Source organism: Streptomyces sp. NPDC002784 (genome assembly GCF_053592135.1).
On record NZ_JBSFVD010000003.1, the window covers coordinates 1 to 15503 of the forward strand.

At 72.0% G+C, this 15503-nt stretch carries 15 protein-coding genes and 1 pseudogene; 9 read left to right on the forward strand and 7 right to left on the reverse strand.

Annotated features, from left to right (window positions below; genetic code table 11):
- Positions 1-342 (forward strand): ABC transporter permease (locus ACWD1Z_RS07325; RefSeq protein ID WP_451116355.1); only part of this gene is annotated, 342 nt, incomplete at its 5' end.
- An 8-nt stretch (positions 343-350) separates the two neighbouring features.
- Here the strand turns inward: ACWD1Z_RS07325 and ACWD1Z_RS07330 are convergent.
- Entirely contained in the window at positions 351-1691 is a 1341-nt protein-coding gene (locus tag ACWD1Z_RS07330; RefSeq protein WP_451116357.1) for an aldehyde dehydrogenase family protein, read from the reverse strand.
- Positions 1692-1845: 154 nt separating this feature from the next.
- Between ACWD1Z_RS07330 and ACWD1Z_RS07335 the strand changes: the two genes are divergently transcribed.
- Positions 1846-2286, forward strand: a complete 441-nt coding sequence (locus ACWD1Z_RS07335; RefSeq protein WP_451116359.1) for an SPW repeat protein — start codon at positions 1846-1848, stop codon at positions 2284-2286.
- Between the two features lie 104 nt (positions 2287-2390).
- Here ACWD1Z_RS07335 and ACWD1Z_RS07340 read toward each other — a convergent pair whose 3' ends face one another.
- Positions 2391-3158, reverse strand: a complete 768-nt coding sequence (locus ACWD1Z_RS07340; protein ID WP_451116360.1) for a phosphotransferase — start codon at positions 3156-3158, stop codon at positions 2391-2393.
- A gap of 70 nt (positions 3159-3228) precedes the next feature.
- Positions 3229-4179 carry an NAD-dependent epimerase/dehydratase family protein gene (locus tag ACWD1Z_RS07345; RefSeq protein WP_451116362.1) on the reverse strand — a complete coding sequence of 317 codons (951 nt, stop codon included), beginning with the start codon at positions 4177-4179 and terminating at the stop codon, positions 3229-3231.
- A 136-nt stretch (positions 4180-4315) separates the two neighbouring features.
- Between ACWD1Z_RS07345 and ACWD1Z_RS07350 the strand changes: the two genes are divergently transcribed.
- On the forward strand, positions 4316-4801 hold the full coding sequence (locus tag ACWD1Z_RS07350; RefSeq protein WP_451116364.1) for a nucleoside deaminase: 486 nt from the start codon (positions 4316-4318) through the stop codon (positions 4799-4801).
- A 41-nt stretch (positions 4802-4842) separates the two neighbouring features.
- Positions 4843-5411, forward strand: a pseudogene (locus ACWD1Z_RS07355) (class I SAM-dependent methyltransferase).
- A gap of 54 nt (positions 5412-5465) precedes the next feature.
- On the opposite strand, the gene ACWD1Z_RS07360 reads toward ACWD1Z_RS07355, so the two are convergent.
- Complete coding sequence (locus ACWD1Z_RS07360; protein WP_451116366.1) at positions 5466-6152, reverse strand: chaplin; 687 nt, start codon at positions 6150-6152, stop codon at positions 5466-5468.
- A 358-nt stretch (positions 6153-6510) separates the two neighbouring features.
- On the opposite strand from ACWD1Z_RS07360, the gene ACWD1Z_RS07365 reads away from it, so the two are divergent.
- The gene (locus ACWD1Z_RS07365; RefSeq protein WP_451116367.1) at positions 6511-8091 is read left to right on the forward strand and encodes an alpha/beta fold hydrolase; all 1581 of its coding nucleotides are present in this window, start codon (positions 6511-6513) and stop codon (positions 8089-8091) included.
- A 10-nt stretch (positions 8092-8101) separates the two neighbouring features.
- On the opposite strand, the gene ACWD1Z_RS07370 is transcribed toward ACWD1Z_RS07365, so the two are convergent.
- On the reverse strand, positions 8102-8527 hold the full coding sequence (locus ACWD1Z_RS07370) for a MarR family winged helix-turn-helix transcriptional regulator (protein WP_451116369.1): 426 nt from the start codon (positions 8525-8527) through the stop codon (positions 8102-8104).
- Between the two features lie 65 nt (positions 8528-8592).
- Between ACWD1Z_RS07370 and ACWD1Z_RS07375 the strand changes: the two genes are divergently transcribed.
- Both ACWD1Z_RS07375 and ACWD1Z_RS07380 read left to right on the forward strand, forming a co-directional pair.
- Entirely contained in the window at positions 8593-9006 is a 414-nt protein-coding gene (locus ACWD1Z_RS07375; RefSeq protein WP_451116371.1) for a PaaI family thioesterase, read from the forward strand.
- Between the two features lie 83 nt (positions 9007-9089).
- A complete protein-coding gene (locus ACWD1Z_RS07380) occupies positions 9090-10187 on the forward strand; it encodes a baeRF3 domain-containing protein (RefSeq protein WP_451116372.1) in 1098 nt (365 codons plus the stop codon).
- A 6-nt stretch (positions 10188-10193) separates the two neighbouring features.
- Here the strand turns inward: ACWD1Z_RS07380 and ACWD1Z_RS07385 are convergent, their stop codons facing one another.
- Positions 10194-10607, reverse strand: a complete 414-nt coding sequence (locus ACWD1Z_RS07385) for an SsgA family sporulation/cell division regulator (RefSeq protein ID WP_451116373.1) — start codon at positions 10605-10607, stop codon at positions 10194-10196.
- 456 nt (positions 10608-11063) lie between these two features.
- Here ACWD1Z_RS07385 and ACWD1Z_RS07390 point away from each other — a divergent pair, with 456 nt between their 5' ends.
- Complete coding sequence (locus ACWD1Z_RS07390; RefSeq protein WP_451116375.1) at positions 11064-12482, forward strand: PP2C family protein-serine/threonine phosphatase; 1419 nt, start codon at positions 11064-11066, stop codon at positions 12480-12482.
- Positions 12483-12538: 56 nt separating this feature from the next.
- On the opposite strand, the gene ACWD1Z_RS07395 is transcribed toward ACWD1Z_RS07390, so the two are convergent.
- Positions 12539-14029: a DNA-binding protein NsdB gene (locus ACWD1Z_RS07395; RefSeq protein ID WP_451116377.1), complete on the reverse strand. Its 1491-nt coding sequence runs from the start codon at positions 14027-14029 to the stop codon at positions 12539-12541.
- 253 nt (positions 14030-14282) lie between these two features.
- Between ACWD1Z_RS07395 and ACWD1Z_RS07400 the strand changes: the two genes are divergently transcribed.
- Complete coding sequence (locus tag ACWD1Z_RS07400; RefSeq protein WP_451116379.1) at positions 14283-15425, forward strand: aminoglycoside phosphotransferase family protein; 1143 nt, start codon at positions 14283-14285, stop codon at positions 15423-15425.
- Positions 15426-15503 lie beyond the last annotated feature (78 nt).

Sequence of the window (15503 nt, forward strand, 5' to 3'; positions counted from 1 at the left end):
CCGCTGTTCCTGCGCGCCGGGCGCACCCTGGGCGCCACCGGCCTGAAGGGCACCTGGCACATCGTGATGCCGGGAGCCCTGCCGGGCTATCTGGCCGGTCTGAAGCAGGGCTGGGCGTTCTCCTGGCGCTCACTGATGGCCGCCGAGATCATCGCCTCCTCCCCCGATCTGGGCGTCGGGCTCGGCCAGTTGCTGGAGAACGGCCGCAACAACGCCAGCATGTCCCAGGTGTTCCTGGCCATCTTCCTGATCCTGCTCGTCGGCATCGCCATCGACCTGCTGATCTTCAGCCCCCTGGAGCGCTGGGTGCTGCGCACCCGCGGTCTGCTCGCGAGGAGCTGATCCGCACCTCAGGTCAGCGGCTTCTCCAGTACGGCCTTGCGGTGACTGAACGTCTCGATGGAGTAGCGGCCGTGGTAGTTGCCCGTGCCGCTCTCCCCCACCCCGCCGAACGGCAGGTCGGAGACGGTGAGATGGGCGAGCGGGAGACCGAGCCCGAGGCCGCCGGATGACGTCTCGGCGGCGATGCGCCCACGCGTGTCGCCCGACTCGGTGAAGACGTACAGGGCGAGCGGCTTGTCGCGGTCGTTGATGAAGCCGATGGCCTCGTCCAGGCCGGGAACGGTGACGATCGGCAGGATGGGGCCGAAGATCTCCTCGCTCATCACCGGCGAGGCGGGGTCGACGTCGGCCAGCACGGTCGGCGCGAGGTACTTCGACGCGCGGTCACCGGAGCCGCCCACGACCACCCGCCCCGAGTCGAGCAGCCCGCTCAGCCGGTCGAAGTGCCGTTCGTTGACGATACGGCCGTACTCGGGCGAGGCCGCCGGGTCGGTGCCGTACAACGACTCCACCGCGCGGACGAGTTCGCGCTCCAGCGCGGCGGCGGTGGCCGGGTCGGTGAGGACGTAGTCGGGCGCCACGCAGGTCTGCCCCGCGTTGAGGAACTTGCCCGCGGCCAGCCGGTCGGCGACGACCTTCAGGTCCGCGTCCCGGTCGACGAACGCCGGTGACTTGCCGCCGAGTTCGAGGGTGACCGGGGTCAGGTGCTCGGCCGCGGCGCGCATCACGATGCGGCCGACCGTGCCGTTGCCCGTGTAGAAGATGTGGTCGAAGCGCTCGGCCAGCAGGGCCGTGGTCTCGGGAACTCCGCCCTCGACGACCGCCACCGCCTCCGGATCCAGATAGTCCCGCAGCAGCCGGGCCAGCACCGCCGAGGTCGCCGGGGCCAGCTCGCTGGGCTTGGCCACGACCGCGTTGCCCGCGGCGAGGGCGCCGAGGAGCGGGGTCAGCAGGAGTTGCGCCGGGTAGTTCCAGGGGGCGATGACGAGGACGACGCCGAGCGGGTCGTACTGCGTCCAGGCGCGCGCGTCGGCTCCGAGGTGGTCCGGGACGGGGGCGGGCTCGGGGCGCAGCCAGCCGTCGAGGTGATCGAGGGTGTGGTCGATCTCGCGGACGGTGAAGCCGATCTCGGTGCGCCGGGCCTCGGTGGCGCTCTTGCCGAGGTCGGCGTGGAGGGCCGCGGCCAGCTCCGGGGCGTTCTCGGTGAGCATCGCGCGCAGCCGGCGCAGTTGCGTGACGCGCCACTCGACGGGCTTGGTGCGGCCGGTGCGGAAGGCGGCGCGCAGTCGCGCCACGGTGTCGGCGGGGTGGTTCACGGTGCCTCGCTGAGGATCGACGTATTGATGCATAGGCCAACCATTGTGGCCCGCACATCATTCCCGTACTCGCCTTCCCTCCCTCCCGTCTCTACACATAAAGGATAAATAAGAGCAGAATGTAGAAATGCGGCGCTGTCCGCATACCGCACCAGACGCGGTCAGGCCTAGTCGAAGGAGACGAGTGATGGCCAACGTCTCGCCCACCAGAGGTGACATCACCAGCCACCCTGACGCACCCGAAATGCGGGATCGGTACGCCCGCATGCTCGGCGGTCGCGATGTGGCGCTCGTGGACGGACCGGTGTTCCTGCTCGGTCTGTACTGCGCCGTATCCCCCTGGGTCGTCCACTACACGACCAGCCAGCCGGACCTCGTTCCGCACAACCTGGTCATGGGCATCGCGATCGGCCTCCTGGCCCTCGGGTTCACCCGCGCCCCGGAGCGCATGTACGGCCTGAGCTGGGCCATGTGCGCGCTGGGCGTCTGGATGATCGTCTCGCCGTGGATCGTCGGGGACGGCCCTGACGCGGGCGTGGTGTGGAACAACATCATCATCGGCGCCCTGGCGTTGATCCTCGGCCTGGTGTGCGCCGGTACGGCGGCGAAGAGCGTCCCCCGGCCGTAGAGCCACGAAGGCCGCAGAGCCACGAAGTGAGGAACGAGAGTCAGAAGGAGGACGCGTCGGCCGGTCCGTGACGACACGGGCCGGCCGGCGCCCTGTGTCCGCGGTCAGTCACCCCGCCGGGTCGCTGACACACCCTCTCCTCCGCCCAGGAGCGCTCGACCGAGTTCCCGGCGATGGTCCGCCACCCAGTCGTGAGCCGCCCGCACCTGCTCCACCACACCCTGGTCCCGCAGGGCGACCATGGCCTCCTCCCCCCGCTCGGCCCCGGCCGCGATGCCCCGTCGGCACCGGTCCTGCCACCACAGCACGGTGTCGATCAGGCCGTCGAGGTCACCCTCGCCGTACGTCTCGCGCACGAGCCCGATCCGCCGGGCCACCTCGGGCACGTCGGTCACGCCCGGGCCGAGGTCGAGGTACTGCCAGCAGACATGGGCGACGTCGTGCACCCGCTCCCCCGGCGCGGCGAGGTCCCAGTCGATGAAGGCCCTGGGCCGCCCATCGTCGTCGTAGACGGTGTTCTTCGGGGCGAGGTCGTTGTGGCAGACCACGTCCCGGTCGCCGGCCAGGGGTGTGCCGTGGGTCAGGTCGTGGAACTCCCGGACCAGCCGGACGGTCCGCACCAGGGCGGCGTCCGTGCGGGCCGCGGCCCGCTCCTCGGGGCTCACCGCCGCGCGTCCCTCGATGAAGTCGAAGACCTCCCGCCCCCGCTCGTCGGTGCCGAGGAAGCGCGGGGCGCCCGGCCACCGGTGGCGTTCGAAGTGGGCCAGCAGGCCGCGTACGTACGCCGATCCCGGTGACGGCTCGCGCCGGACCGTCGCTCCCACCCGTACGACCCTGTTGACGGCCCCGCCGTCCAGCGCGTGTTCCTTCATACGCCCGAGTATCGCCAGTGCCCGGAAGGCGACGGCATCGCGGCCACCCTGCCCGGTTCGACCCCGCCGATCAGAGCCGGCCGAGCCATGCGGCGTACCAGGCCACCGTGGTGTCGATGGTGTCGGCCAGGGGGGTCGGGGCCGCGCCGAAAGCCCGCTCGAAGGCCGAGGAGTCCATGATCTGGGGCTCGGTGTGCTGGTAGAACATCTCCGCGTACTCGGCCATGAACTCCTCGTCGAAGGGGCCGAAGGGGCGGGCTTCGGGCACGGGCACGATGTTCAGCGGCCTGCCCGCCCGCTTCTCGATCATGGCGAGGATCTCGCGGGTGCTGACGGCGGGCGCCGTGGGCAGGTGCCAGACGCGGCCGTCGCCCTCGGGCCGCTCGCCCAAGGTTGCGAGACCGGCGGCCACGTCCTCGATGTTCGTGTAACTGTGCGGCAGGTCGATGTCACCGAGGCCGGGCACCTCACCGCCGGTCAGGGCGGCCGGGAACACGGCACCGCCGAGGGTGGAGTTGAGCACGCCGGGGCCGACGAAGTCGGCTGACCGGCCGAGGACGACGCGGGCGCGGCCCTCCCGGTGGGCGGCGAGGTACTTCTCGTCGAGTTCGGCCCGCATCCGCCCCTTGCGGGTGGTGGCCTGCCACGGCGAGTCCTCGGTCATCACCGCTCCGCCGGTCTCGCCGTACGGATACAGCGTGTCCAGCACCACCAGGCGGGCGCCGACGGCCTCGACGGCGGCCAGGACGGCCTCCTGGATCCGGGGCATCACCTCGACCTGGAGGTGATAGCCGACGTTGACGCAGTGGTAGGCCACGGCGGCTCCGGCCACGGCGGCCCGCGCGCCCTCGGCGGTGGACACATCGGCGGCGAACCGCTCGACCCCGTCGAGGGTGGGCCCCTCCCCCTTGCGGTCGACGAGCCGCACCGGGTGACCGCGGCGGACCAGTTCCCGGGCGAGCGCGGTTCCGGCGGGCCCGGAGCCGAGGACGACGTGCAGAGGGCGTGCGGTGGCAGTCATGGCTGACCCCTCCTGGAGGGTGAGTTATTCAGTGTCGTTTCTGTTAGAGACTATAACTCTCGCGAGAGGGTATGGCAATGGGCGGCCAGGCGTAGGGTGCGCAGGAAGATCACCTGCGTGAGAAGGGGCGTACGCCATGGTCGTGAAGGACGCCGAACTGCCGCACCTGCGCCGCTGCGTGGAGCTGGCGGCCGAGGCGCTGGACGCCGGGGACGAGCCGTTCGGTTCGGTGCTCGTCGGGGCGGACGGTTCGGTGCTCGCCGAGGACCACAACCGGGTGGCCTCCGGCGACCGCACCCGGCATCCCGAGTTCGAACTGGCCCGCTGGTCGGCTGCGCACCTCACCCCCGAGGAGCGGGCGGCGGCGACCGTCTACACCTCCGGTGAGCACTGCCCCATGTGCGCGGCCGCTCACGGCTGGGTGGGCCTCGGCCGCATCGTCTACGTCGCCTCCAGCGAGCAGCTCGGCTCCTGGCTGAGCGAGCTGGGCGTGCCCGCCCCGCCGGTGCGCACGCTGCCGGTCCGTGAGGTCGCGCCCGGCGTGACCGTCGAGGGCCCGGTGGCGGAGCTGGTGGACGAGGTGCGCGCCCTGCACGTCCGCTTCCACCGCCGGCAGGGCTGACCCGGGGCGCCTTCCCGCCGAGATGCAGGGCCGGTGCGGCCATGACGACACACAACGACGACGTGGACTGGAACCGCTGGCCGGTCGCGGACCACCTCGCCGAGAACTACCGGGAGGTGCACCCCTCGGACGCGGCGGTCATCGCCCACCACTCGGCGTTCTACCGGCGGCCGGCCCCCGGATCGGTGGCCCGCTCGGTGGAGTCCGGGGCGGGACCGAACCTGTATCCGCTGACGCTCGCCGCCGCCGTGAGCCGCCGGATCGAGGCCGTGGAGGCCGGGGCCGGGAACATCGCCTATCTGGAACGGCAGATCCTGTACGGCCCGGAGGCGAGCCGGCTGCCCTTCCACGCCCTGTGCCGGCGCCTCAACCCGGCGGTGCCGGCCACCCCGGCGCAGGCACTGGCGCAGGTTCAGATCGGGCAGCCGGGCCAGCGCGAGGCGGGTCCGATCCGGTACGTCGGCATGTTCTCCATGAACGCCGCCACCAGATACCCGACCCGGACCGGGTCACCGAGGTGTTCGCGCCCCTGACCCGGGAGCTCACCGTCACCCGCATCGGCTCGGACCCGACGCTTCCGGACCGCGACGGCTCCGGGACGGCGCGCTGAGCACGGCGAAGGCCCCACCGGTCGCGCGCCCGGTGGGGCCTCGCCTGCCTGGCGTCAGCGCGCCGTCCGGACGCGGGAGCGCCGGTAGAGGACGGCGCCGCCGAGGACGAGGGCGGCGCTGCCCGCCAGCGCGGGAACGGTGTGGTCCGCCCCGGTGTGGGCGAGCGAGGCCCCGGGACGGTCGGGAGCCTCCTCCGCGGGCTTCGGACCCGGCTGTGCGCGGGGCGGCGCGGGCGGCCGGGGGGCAGGTTCCGCGGGGCGGTCGGGTCGTACGGGGCGGTCGCCGGAGGAGTTCTCCGACTCGTTGCCGACGGCCGCGTTGCCGAGGCCGACCACGTTCACACTGTTGCCGCTGACGTTCACCGGGAGCTGGACCGGCAGCTGCACGCCGTTGCCGGAGACCACACCGGGCGAATCCTCTGCTCCGCCCCGCGCGGACGCTCCGCCCCCGGCGGACGCTCCGTCCCCGGCGGACGCTCCGTCCCGGGCCGACGCTCCGCCCGGTGCGCCGCGCTCGTCGCCCGCGCTCGTGTTGGCGCAGGTGTTCCCCGCGGCCGGGTTGAGCAGCCCCACCACGTTCACGGTGTTCCCGCACACGTTCACCGGGACGTGCACCGGGAGCTGGAGGGTGTTGCCGGAGATCACTCCGGGCGAGCCGACCGCGGCGCCGTCGGCCCCGGAGTCGGCCTGCGCGGGCATCGTCACAGCCATCGCACCGGACACGGCGGCGACGGCGATCACACCGTTTCGGGTAACCCGTCTCATAGGTTCCCTGCCTTCCAGAGATGGACGCGGGCGCTCACCCGCACCGGATTAAACGCAGGCGAACCATCGGAGTTATGGCTAATCGGCCTTTCACCCCATCGAGTGGCAGGCTTATCGAACTAGCGGCAAAGCTGCTGTATGTGGATTCAGTGCCGCGTATGTGCATGCAACGGGCGGCGAGGAGAGCGCGGACAGCGGCCTGCCGCGGGCGCTCCCGCTCGCCCGGAGACGGAGCCCCGGAGACGGAGCCCCGGAGGCGCAGCCACGGAGGGCCGCTTATCGTGATCGAGGGCGCCGGATCCCGGTCCGCCGACGGGCGCCCGTGGAGGCATCGATGCTGGGCAAGCTGTCGAAACGGCCCGCCCTGCGGCACTTCGCCGTCATCTCGGCCGTAGGGCTGACCGTGCTCGGGCTGGGACTGCCGGCGGCCGACGGTGACGAGCCGGATCTGACGCGGTTCTACCGTCAGAAGGTGGCGTGGGGGAAGTGCCAGGGCATGGAGGCGCCCAAGGACCTGCAGTGCGGCAAGGTCACGGTCCCCCTCGACTACGCGGACCCGGAGGCCGGGACGCTCGACCTGGCGCTGGCCCGCTACCGGGCCACGGGTGAGGCGCGCGGCTCGGTGCTGCTGAACTTCGGCGGTCCCGGCGGTGCGGGCGTCGACCAGCTCGCCTACGGCGGCAAGGACTTCATGGGCCTGACGGACGACTACGACGTGGTGACCTTCGACCCGCGCGGCGTCGGCCGGTCCTCGCCGGTCAGCTGCGGCGACGGCGCCGAGGCGACCGCCGACTCGACCGACGACAGCACCGAACTCGACGCCGATCCGCAGGCGGTGCTGGAGCAGATACGCGCCACGGCCGCCGCGTGCGCCAAGCACTCCGGGCCCGTACTGCCCCACATAGGCACCGTGAACGCCTCCCGAGACCTCGACGTGATGCGCCGAGCGGTCGGCGACAGCAAGCTCAACTACCTCGGCTTCTCCTACGGCACCCGGCTCGGGGCGGTCTACGCGAAACAGTTCCCCGACAAGGTGGGCCGCATGGTGCTCGACGGCGTGGACACCCTCACCGAGCCGCTCACCGAACAGGGCGTGGCGGGCGCCCAGGGGCAGCAGAAGGCGCTGGAGGAGTTCGTCGACTGGTGTGCCGAGGACATCGGCTGCCCCTTCGGACAGGATGCCCGCACCGCGCGCGAGGAGGTCGAGCGGCTCGTGGAGTCGCTGGACGAGGATCCCGTGCCGACGGACTTCGGGGACGAGTTCACCGGCCAGGACCTGGTGGGCGCCATCGGGCAGGCGCTGTACAGCGAGGACCTGTGGCCGTCGCTGCAGCGCGCCCTGACCTCCCTGGTGGAGGACGGCGACACCCGGGGCGTGCTGGGCTTCGCCTCGGGCGGTATGACCGTGCCCGGCCGCAACGGCGACGACGACGGCCACAGCGGTCTCGTGGACACCGAGGACGTCCCCCTGGACAACCTCCCCGCGGCGCTGATGGCGATCAACTGCGCGGACGATCCCGACCGGCCCAGCGCCGAGGACATCACCCGCAACCTCGACCGGCTGCGCGCCGCGTACGAGCGGGCCTCCCCGGTGTTCGGCCGCTACCGGCTCACCGAGGTCCTGATGTGCTACGGCCGCCCCAAGGGCACCGACTTCATCCGCGAGAAGGTCAAGGACCTGGACGGCCCGAAGATGCTCCTGATCGGCACCCGGGGCGACCCGGCGACGCCGTACCGCTGGACCACGCAGACCGCACGCCGCCTCGGCCCCTCGGCCGTGGTGCTCGACAACCGCGACGGCGGCCACACCGGGTACGCCTCGTCCAAGTGCGTGCACGAGAAGGTGGACGCGTTCCTGCTGTACGGCTCCCTGCCGGCGAACGGCAGTTCCTGCGGGCCGGCGCAGGAGGACTGAGGCGGCCCGCTCAGTCCTCCCGGTACGCGATCCGGTGCAGGGCGGCCGCGGTCCGGCCGAAGCCGTCGTCGCCGAGCAGTTCCCGCAGTTCGGCGTTGAAGCGGTCGATCTCGGGGCGGGCCGCGCCCAGGGCGGCGGTCCCGGCCTCGGTCAACTCCAGGACCACGGCCCGGTGTTCGCCGGGGTGCGCCCGCTTGGCGAGGAGTCCGGCCGTGGTCAGCCGGGTCACCAGGCCCGTGACGGCCGACTCCCGCAGGCCGAGCGAGCGCGCCAGCTGCTGCTGGGTGATGCCCGGGCGGTCCTCGACGGCGAACAGCGCGCCGAGCTGGGCGGTGGTGATCCCGGCGGCGGCCACACAGCGCCGGTCGGCGGTGGTGCGCAGCCGGTGCGCCGCTCGCTGCAGCAGGAAGTAGAGGCGCTGATCGGGCTCGGACATGGCCCGATCTTGACAGAGGCGGCATCCCCGCGCCACTCTCACTTCACTACTGAAGTGAGGTTCTGATGACCGAGTCCCTGGACCTGGCGTCGGCCAGGAACGTACTGGCCGCCCAGCCCTTCAGCGCCCTGCTCGGGGCCCGCCTGACAGCGTTCGGCGAGGGCGCGGCGACCCTGGAACTGGACATCCGCGACGAGCTGCTGCAGCAGTTCGGCTACGTCCACGGCGGGGTGCTCGGCTACGCCGCGGACAACGCGACGGCCTTCGCCGCCGGAACCGTGGCCGGGCCCCGGCTGACCACCTCCGGGCTCACGCTCGACTTCCTGCGCCCGGCCAAGGGCGAACTCCTGCGGGCGCACGCGGAGGTGGTCCGCGCGGGCCGCACCCGGGTGGTGTGCCGCTGCGATCTGGTCACCGTCGACAGCCAGGGCACGGAAACACTGTGCGCGGTGTCCCAGGGCGCCGTCGCGGTGACCTGAGCGAGGTTAGCGGTGAAATGCCCGGAACGCCTGTCCCGTTTGCCCCCCATGCCCTATTCGCGAATCAGTCCTATCGTGCTGTCATGGAGCATGCACTGAGTCCCGCCACACTCGCCGAGCTGCGCCGCCCGCGCCCCTACCCCGCGGTGTCCGTACTGACCCCGACGCACCGCAGGGAGCCCGACAACGCCCAGGACGCGGTCCGGCTGCGCAATGTCGTGGCCGACGCCAAGAAGCGGCTGGAAGCGGATCCCGCGGTCAGCCGGGAACGGCGGATCGACGTCGTCCGGCAGCTGGAGGAGGCGCTCACCGAGGTCGACCTGACGCACGCCGAGGACGGCCTGGCGATCTTCGCCGCGCCGGGTGAGCACCAGGTGTGGTCGCTGGCGCGCCCGGTGCCCGAGCGCGTGGTCCTCTCCGACACCTTCCTCACCCGCAACCTCGTCTCGGCGCAGGCCGCCGAGCGGCCGTTCTGGGTGCTCTCGGTCTCCGCCGACCGGGTCGCGCTGTGGAGCGGCGGAACCGACCGGGTGGTGGAGGAACACATCGGCGGCTTCCCGCTCACCCGGAGCACGGACAACTTCGACGCCGAGCGCCAGGAGCGGATCGGCGATCTGCCGAGCACCTTCCGCGACGAGGACACCCGGCACTTCCTGCGGGAGGCCGACACCGCGATCGGCGGGCTGCTGCGCGACGATCCGCGCCCGCTGTACGTCACGGGCGAGACCGCCGCGCTGTCCCTGCTCGACGAGGTCGGCAGCGTCACCAAGGACGCCGTCCACGTCCGGCACGGCGGCCTCTCGCACGCGACCCCGGACGCGGTGTGGCAGGCGGTACGGCCCATGGTCGCGGCCGACGGCCGTAAAACCGTCGACGAGGTGGCCCGGGAACTGGAGACGGCCCGGGGCCGCAAGGCGTACGCGGCCGGTCTCGACGAGGTCTGGCAGAGCGCCCGCGAGGGCCGGGTCCGGCTGCTGGCGGTCGAGGAGAACTACCGCGCGACCGTCCGCGACGACGCCGGCGACCATTTGGTCCCGGCCGACAGCGGCGACCTCGACGCCCGCGAGGACATCGTGGACGAGATCGTCGAACAGTGCCTGGAGACCGGCGCCGACGTCCGCTTCGTACCGGACGGCACCCTGGACGACGCCACCGGCATCGCGGGCGTCCTGCGCTACTGAGCCGGGTCACACGCTCCCGAAGAGCGCGCTGAGCCCCTCGTCCACGGCCGACCCGACGTCCTCCTGGCCGACGGCGACGACCGCGCAGCTGCGCGCCAGGAAGCGGCGCAGCGCCGAGGTGTCGAACTGCAGCAGGGCCAGCCCGTACGGCGAGTGGAACTCCAGCACCGTACGGGCCGGGCCGCACGGCCAGATGTGCACGTCCCCCGCTCCGGCCGGGCCGTGCAGCCCCTCCGCCAGCAGCGAGCGGGCGAAGGTCCAGGTGACGCCCTCGCCGTCGAGGGACACCTCGGACGGGAAGTCGATGTGCACGGCCAGCGGGTCGGCCGAGCTGTACCGGAGCGTGGCGGGAGCGGGCAGCGTCTCCTCGTCGGCGGTGATGAGACGAGCGCGGACAGGCTGCTCAAAGGTGACGTCCATAACGATCTCCCCCGTGGTGATCGATGAGGTCGGACCGGCGAAAGCCGGGATGTCTTTAAGACCTCGCAGACGCCCTTCGCATTACCCCTGCGCCGGATTCCCTTGAGTGACCTGCGTCACGCCCAGCTGGAGCATTCTCGCCTTACCCGCCCGAAGCCACCCGAAGCCCCCGCGACAGACGCGGGCCCCCTCGAACAGACTGCCGTCGAACACGAGGGTGGGCTCCTCATCGTCGGCCCGACGCCCCGTCAAACCACGTACCCTGTCTACGACTTGACCCGGCGGAACAGTACGCCATCGGCATGGCGGGACCGGCCCGTGAAGACACTGGCATATGCCAGAAGCACCACCGGATCGGGTGTTGCCGAATCCCTTACAGCGCGTCTCGGGCTGTGCAACAGTCGTAACGGTCCCTCCGTCAATCTGGTCGTACCGTCCCCTTCACCGGAGTGCGTCATGCCGTCCCATCTCTCTGCGGACCGCCCAGCCGCCCAGCCGCCCGGACGCGGCTCGGTCGACGCGCTGATAACGCAGGCGCGACGCCTCAAGGGCGACGTGGACGCGGTACGCCGGGACACGCCCGGTGACGGTTCGGACCCGCAGGACCGCTGGCAGCGCGCGCTGTACGACCTGGCCCTCACCCAACTCGACGACCTCGACGCCCACTTGGCCCAGCTGCGGGAGGGACCGCCGCCGGTGCCCACCGCATCGGCGACGCCCGCGGCCCCCGAGCCCGCGCCGCCCGGCGCATCGCTGCTCAGCCGCGTCGGCAGCGCGGAGTGGAACCTCCTGACCGACGAGGCCAGTTGGTCCGGCGAGCTGTACCAGATCCTGGGCCGGGACGCCTCCGCTCCCCCGCTCACCCTGGACGAACTGCCCTCCCTGGTCCTCGACGAGGACCGGCCGCGGCTGACCGCGATGGTCACCGACTGCCTCGTCGACGCCAAGCCGATCGACGGGGAGTTCCGCGTCGTCCGCCCGGGCGGCGAGGTACGGACCGTCCACATGATGGGCGAGCCGGTGCTCGATGCCGACGGCAGCACCGCCTCGATGTGGGCCGTGCTGCGGGACGTCAGCGAACTGCGCCGCAGCCAGCGCGAGGTGAGCGAGACCCGTGACTCGCTCCAGCGCCAGCGGCACCGCGCGCAGACCGAGCACCGGCTGGCGGTCGAGTTGCAGGAGGCTGTGCTGCCGCCGTGGCGCGGCTCCCTGCGCCTCCCGCGTCAGGGCCCGGAAACCCTGGACCTCGCCGCCCGTCACCTGCCCTCCACCAACGGCTCGCCGATCGGCGGCGACTGGTACGACGCCCTCGAACTCCCCAGCGGCGAGACGCTGCTGAGCGTCGGCGGCCTCACCGGCCAAGGCGTGGCCGCGGCCTCGGGCATGGCGACCCTGCTGGGTGCCGTGCGCGGCATGGCGATGGCCGGCACCGCGCCCGGCCAGCTGATGTCCTGGCTCAACCAGTTACTCGACGCCACCGTCCAGCCCGCCCTCGGCAGCGCCGTCTGCTGCCGCTACCGGCCCGCCACCCGCACCCTGGTCTGGGCACAGGCGGGACACCCCGCCCCGCTGCTGTTCCGCGGCGGGACGGGGCGCAGACTGGCCGCACCGGACGGCGTCCTGCTGGGCGCCACGCCCGGCGCCTCCTACGACCAGGCCGAAGTGACCCTGACCGGCGGCGACCTGCTGCTCCTGCACACCGATGGACTGGTGTCCGGGCAGGGCGGAGCCGACGTGTCGGACCGTCTCCTCGATCTGGCTCCGCGCTTCGACGCGGCGCACTCCGCGCAGGACTGCGTGCGGATGGTGATGGAGGAGTTCGGCGCGACCGAGCGCGCGGACGACGCCTGTGTGCTGGTCGCCAAAGTCATGTGAGCCTGATGATGTGAGCAGGGATCGAGCGCACGGGACCCTGTACCCGTGCCATCCCCTTATGCCCGTGCGCTGCTACCGCCCTTCGCCGGCTTGGGCAGGGCCACTCTGATCTCCTCCCGCAGCTCGTGGATTTGCGGATAGCTGGAGTACTCGGCGGTCAGCCGGTACATCTGACGCAGCCGGTCCCAGGTGCGGTGGGAGGAGTTGGATCCCATCGACACCAGCGCGAGGCGCGCGTAACGGTCGGCCTGTTCGGGGTCGTCGGCGATGAAGCAGGCGGAGGCCATGGACAGGAAGTCGAAGATCTTCGACCGCTGCCGCCCGTCGACCCGCAGGGACAGCGCCTTCTCCGCGTAGTGCTGGGCGTGCACGGCCGCCTGCGGCTCGAACTCCGCCAGCGTGCGGTAGGCCAGGGCCTGCATGCCGTACAGGTCCGCCTCCTTGAAGGTCTGCATCCAGCTCGGGGGCGGCACATCGCCCTTGTCGGAGACGAACAGGTCCTCCGCCTGTCCGAGGGTGCGGCGCATCGCCTGGCCCTTGCCCATCGAGGCCTGGGCCCAGGCCTCGATGGTGTAGAGCATCGCCCGGGTCCGCGGCAGCACCTCGGCGCCGGAGCCGGACTGGGCGAGCTTCATCAGGTCCAGTGCGTCGTCGGGCCGGCCCAGGTGCACCATCTGGCGAGCCGCTCGGGAGAGCGCCTCCCCGGCGCGGGGCCGGTCGCCGCCCTCACGGGCCGCGTGGGCGGCGATGACGAAGTACTTCTGCGCCGTGGGCTCCAGGCCGACGTCGTGTGACATCCAGCCCGCGAGGACGGCGAGATTGGCGGCGACGCCCCACAGGCGCCGCTGGAGGTGGTCCGGATGCCGGTAGGCGAGCATGCCGCCCACTTCGTTGAGCTGTCCCACGACCGCCTTGCGTTGCAGCCCGCCACCGCGGGCGGCGTCCCAGGCACGGAACACCTCTACGGAACGCTCCAGTTCCTCGATCTCCTGCGACCCGATGGGGGCGGCCTCGTAGCGGTCGAACCCAGCGGGGTCGGCGTGCAGGGGATCGTCGAATCGGGGAGCGTCGGCCTTGAGAGTCGGATCGGAGAGCAGCCAGTCGTGCATGGCGCTGCTGAGTGCGGATCCCGCGGCGAGCGCGGCACCCGCGCCCACCAAGCCGCGTCGGTTGAGCATGAGGTCCATTCCCGTGAATTCGGTGAGGACCGCAGCTGTCCGTTCGGGCGCCCACGGCACGCCGTCGGGATGTTCCACACTCCCGCCGCCCTGCCGTTTCCCCGCACGCCCGTGCCGGACCAGACCGAGGTCCTCTATGGTCACGACACGGCCGAGTCGCTCGGTGAACAGAGCCGCCAGCACCCGCGGCACCGGATCGCGCGGGATCTCTCCCATGTCGATCCAACGCCGCACCCGCGAGGTGTCGGTCGACAGCTGGGGGTGGCCCATGGCCGCCGCCTGCCGGTTGACCAGCCTCGCGAGTTCACCCTTGGACCAGCCGGCCAGGCCGAACAGGTCCGCGAGGCGGGAGTTGGGTTGTCCGTTCACGTCAAGCCCCCAGGTTCTCGGCTGAGTTGACAGTAGCCCGGGGAGAGTTGCCGGGCGACTATTCGCCAGGGTTCGCCAGGGTGCGCCAGATGGTGTGCCACTGGGCATCGGGTGTCAGGTAGGAACGCGCCACCCCGACCCGGTCGCCGCTCTGCAAAGGGCGCACTCCCCAGGGTGCACTCCTGCGGCCGGGCCGGGTAGCGCGCTTGCGCAGAACAGGCAGTGAAGGCACACGAAGGGATCTGTTTCGCCCATGTACGCAGCATCGTCCTCCGTGTCCGCCCCGCCCCGGACGCTGTACCCCCGCCCGGCGGGCAGCGGCCCCTACCTCGACCCCGCCCGCTCGGCGGCGGCCCCCGTCATCGGTACGGGCCGTACCCGCCGCGCCACGGGGCTCGGCACCCAACCGCTCAGCGGGAGACTCGACTTGTCCGGCCCTCAGGGCGCCCAGCTGCGTACGGCCATCGCGTCGGTGCACCGGATCTGCCCGGAGTTCGCCCCGGTCCAGGTCCTGCGCCGGAGCGGGCGGTCCGTGCTCCTCGTGGGGACGACAGGACGCAGCACGGCCGTCGCCAAATGTTTACTGGATCAATCGCCGGTCTGGGCCGAGCGGATCAGGCACGAAATAGCTGCCTACCGCTCGTTCGTCCGGCACCGCCCCCCGGTGCGGGCGCCCCGGCTGATCGCGGCGGACCCGGACAACTGCACGCTGGTCATCGAGCGGATGCCGGGGCGCGTGGCGGCCCTTCAGCGGCACCCCTCCGAGGCCCCGCCCCGCACGGATGTCAGGGCGGCCCTGGGGGCGATCTGCCGGCTCAACGCCTGGCGGCCGCCGGCGGGCACCTTCGACGCCCCGCTGGACTACGCCTCGCGCATCTCCCGCTACCACGAGCTGGGGCTGCTCACCGACCGGGACATGGGAGACCTGCAGAAGCTGCTGCACGGCATCACGCATTCGGCGGGCCGGCAGGGCATGGGCCAGTTCTGCCACGGCGAGGCACTGCTGTCGAACATCCTGCTCTCCCCGGCCGGTCCCGTACTGGTGGACTGGGAGCACGCGGGCTGGTACCTCCCGGGTTACGACCTGGCCACCCTCTGGTCGGTCCTCGGGGACGCACCGGTCGCGCGCCGGCAGATCAGCCAGATCGCCCAGTCGGCGGGTCCGGCCTCACGGGACGCGTTCCTGGTGAACCTGATGCTGGTACTGACCCGCGAGATCCGTACCTACGAGACGGCCGTGCAGCGTTCGATGCACGACCCGGCCCCGGCGGCACCGGGCACGGCCCACCCGGGTGCCGCGCCGTCCGGCGAGGAACAGCGCCTGCTGCTCAGGCGGCTGCACGACGACTGCCAGATGGCCCGACGGGCCGTACGGGCCGCGGTCGGCACTCGCTGAGGGGGACGGCGGTCCGCGGTGCGCCCTGAGCAGCGGCGCACCGCGGACCTTCGTATGCCCGCCTCTTCCCCTGCTCCT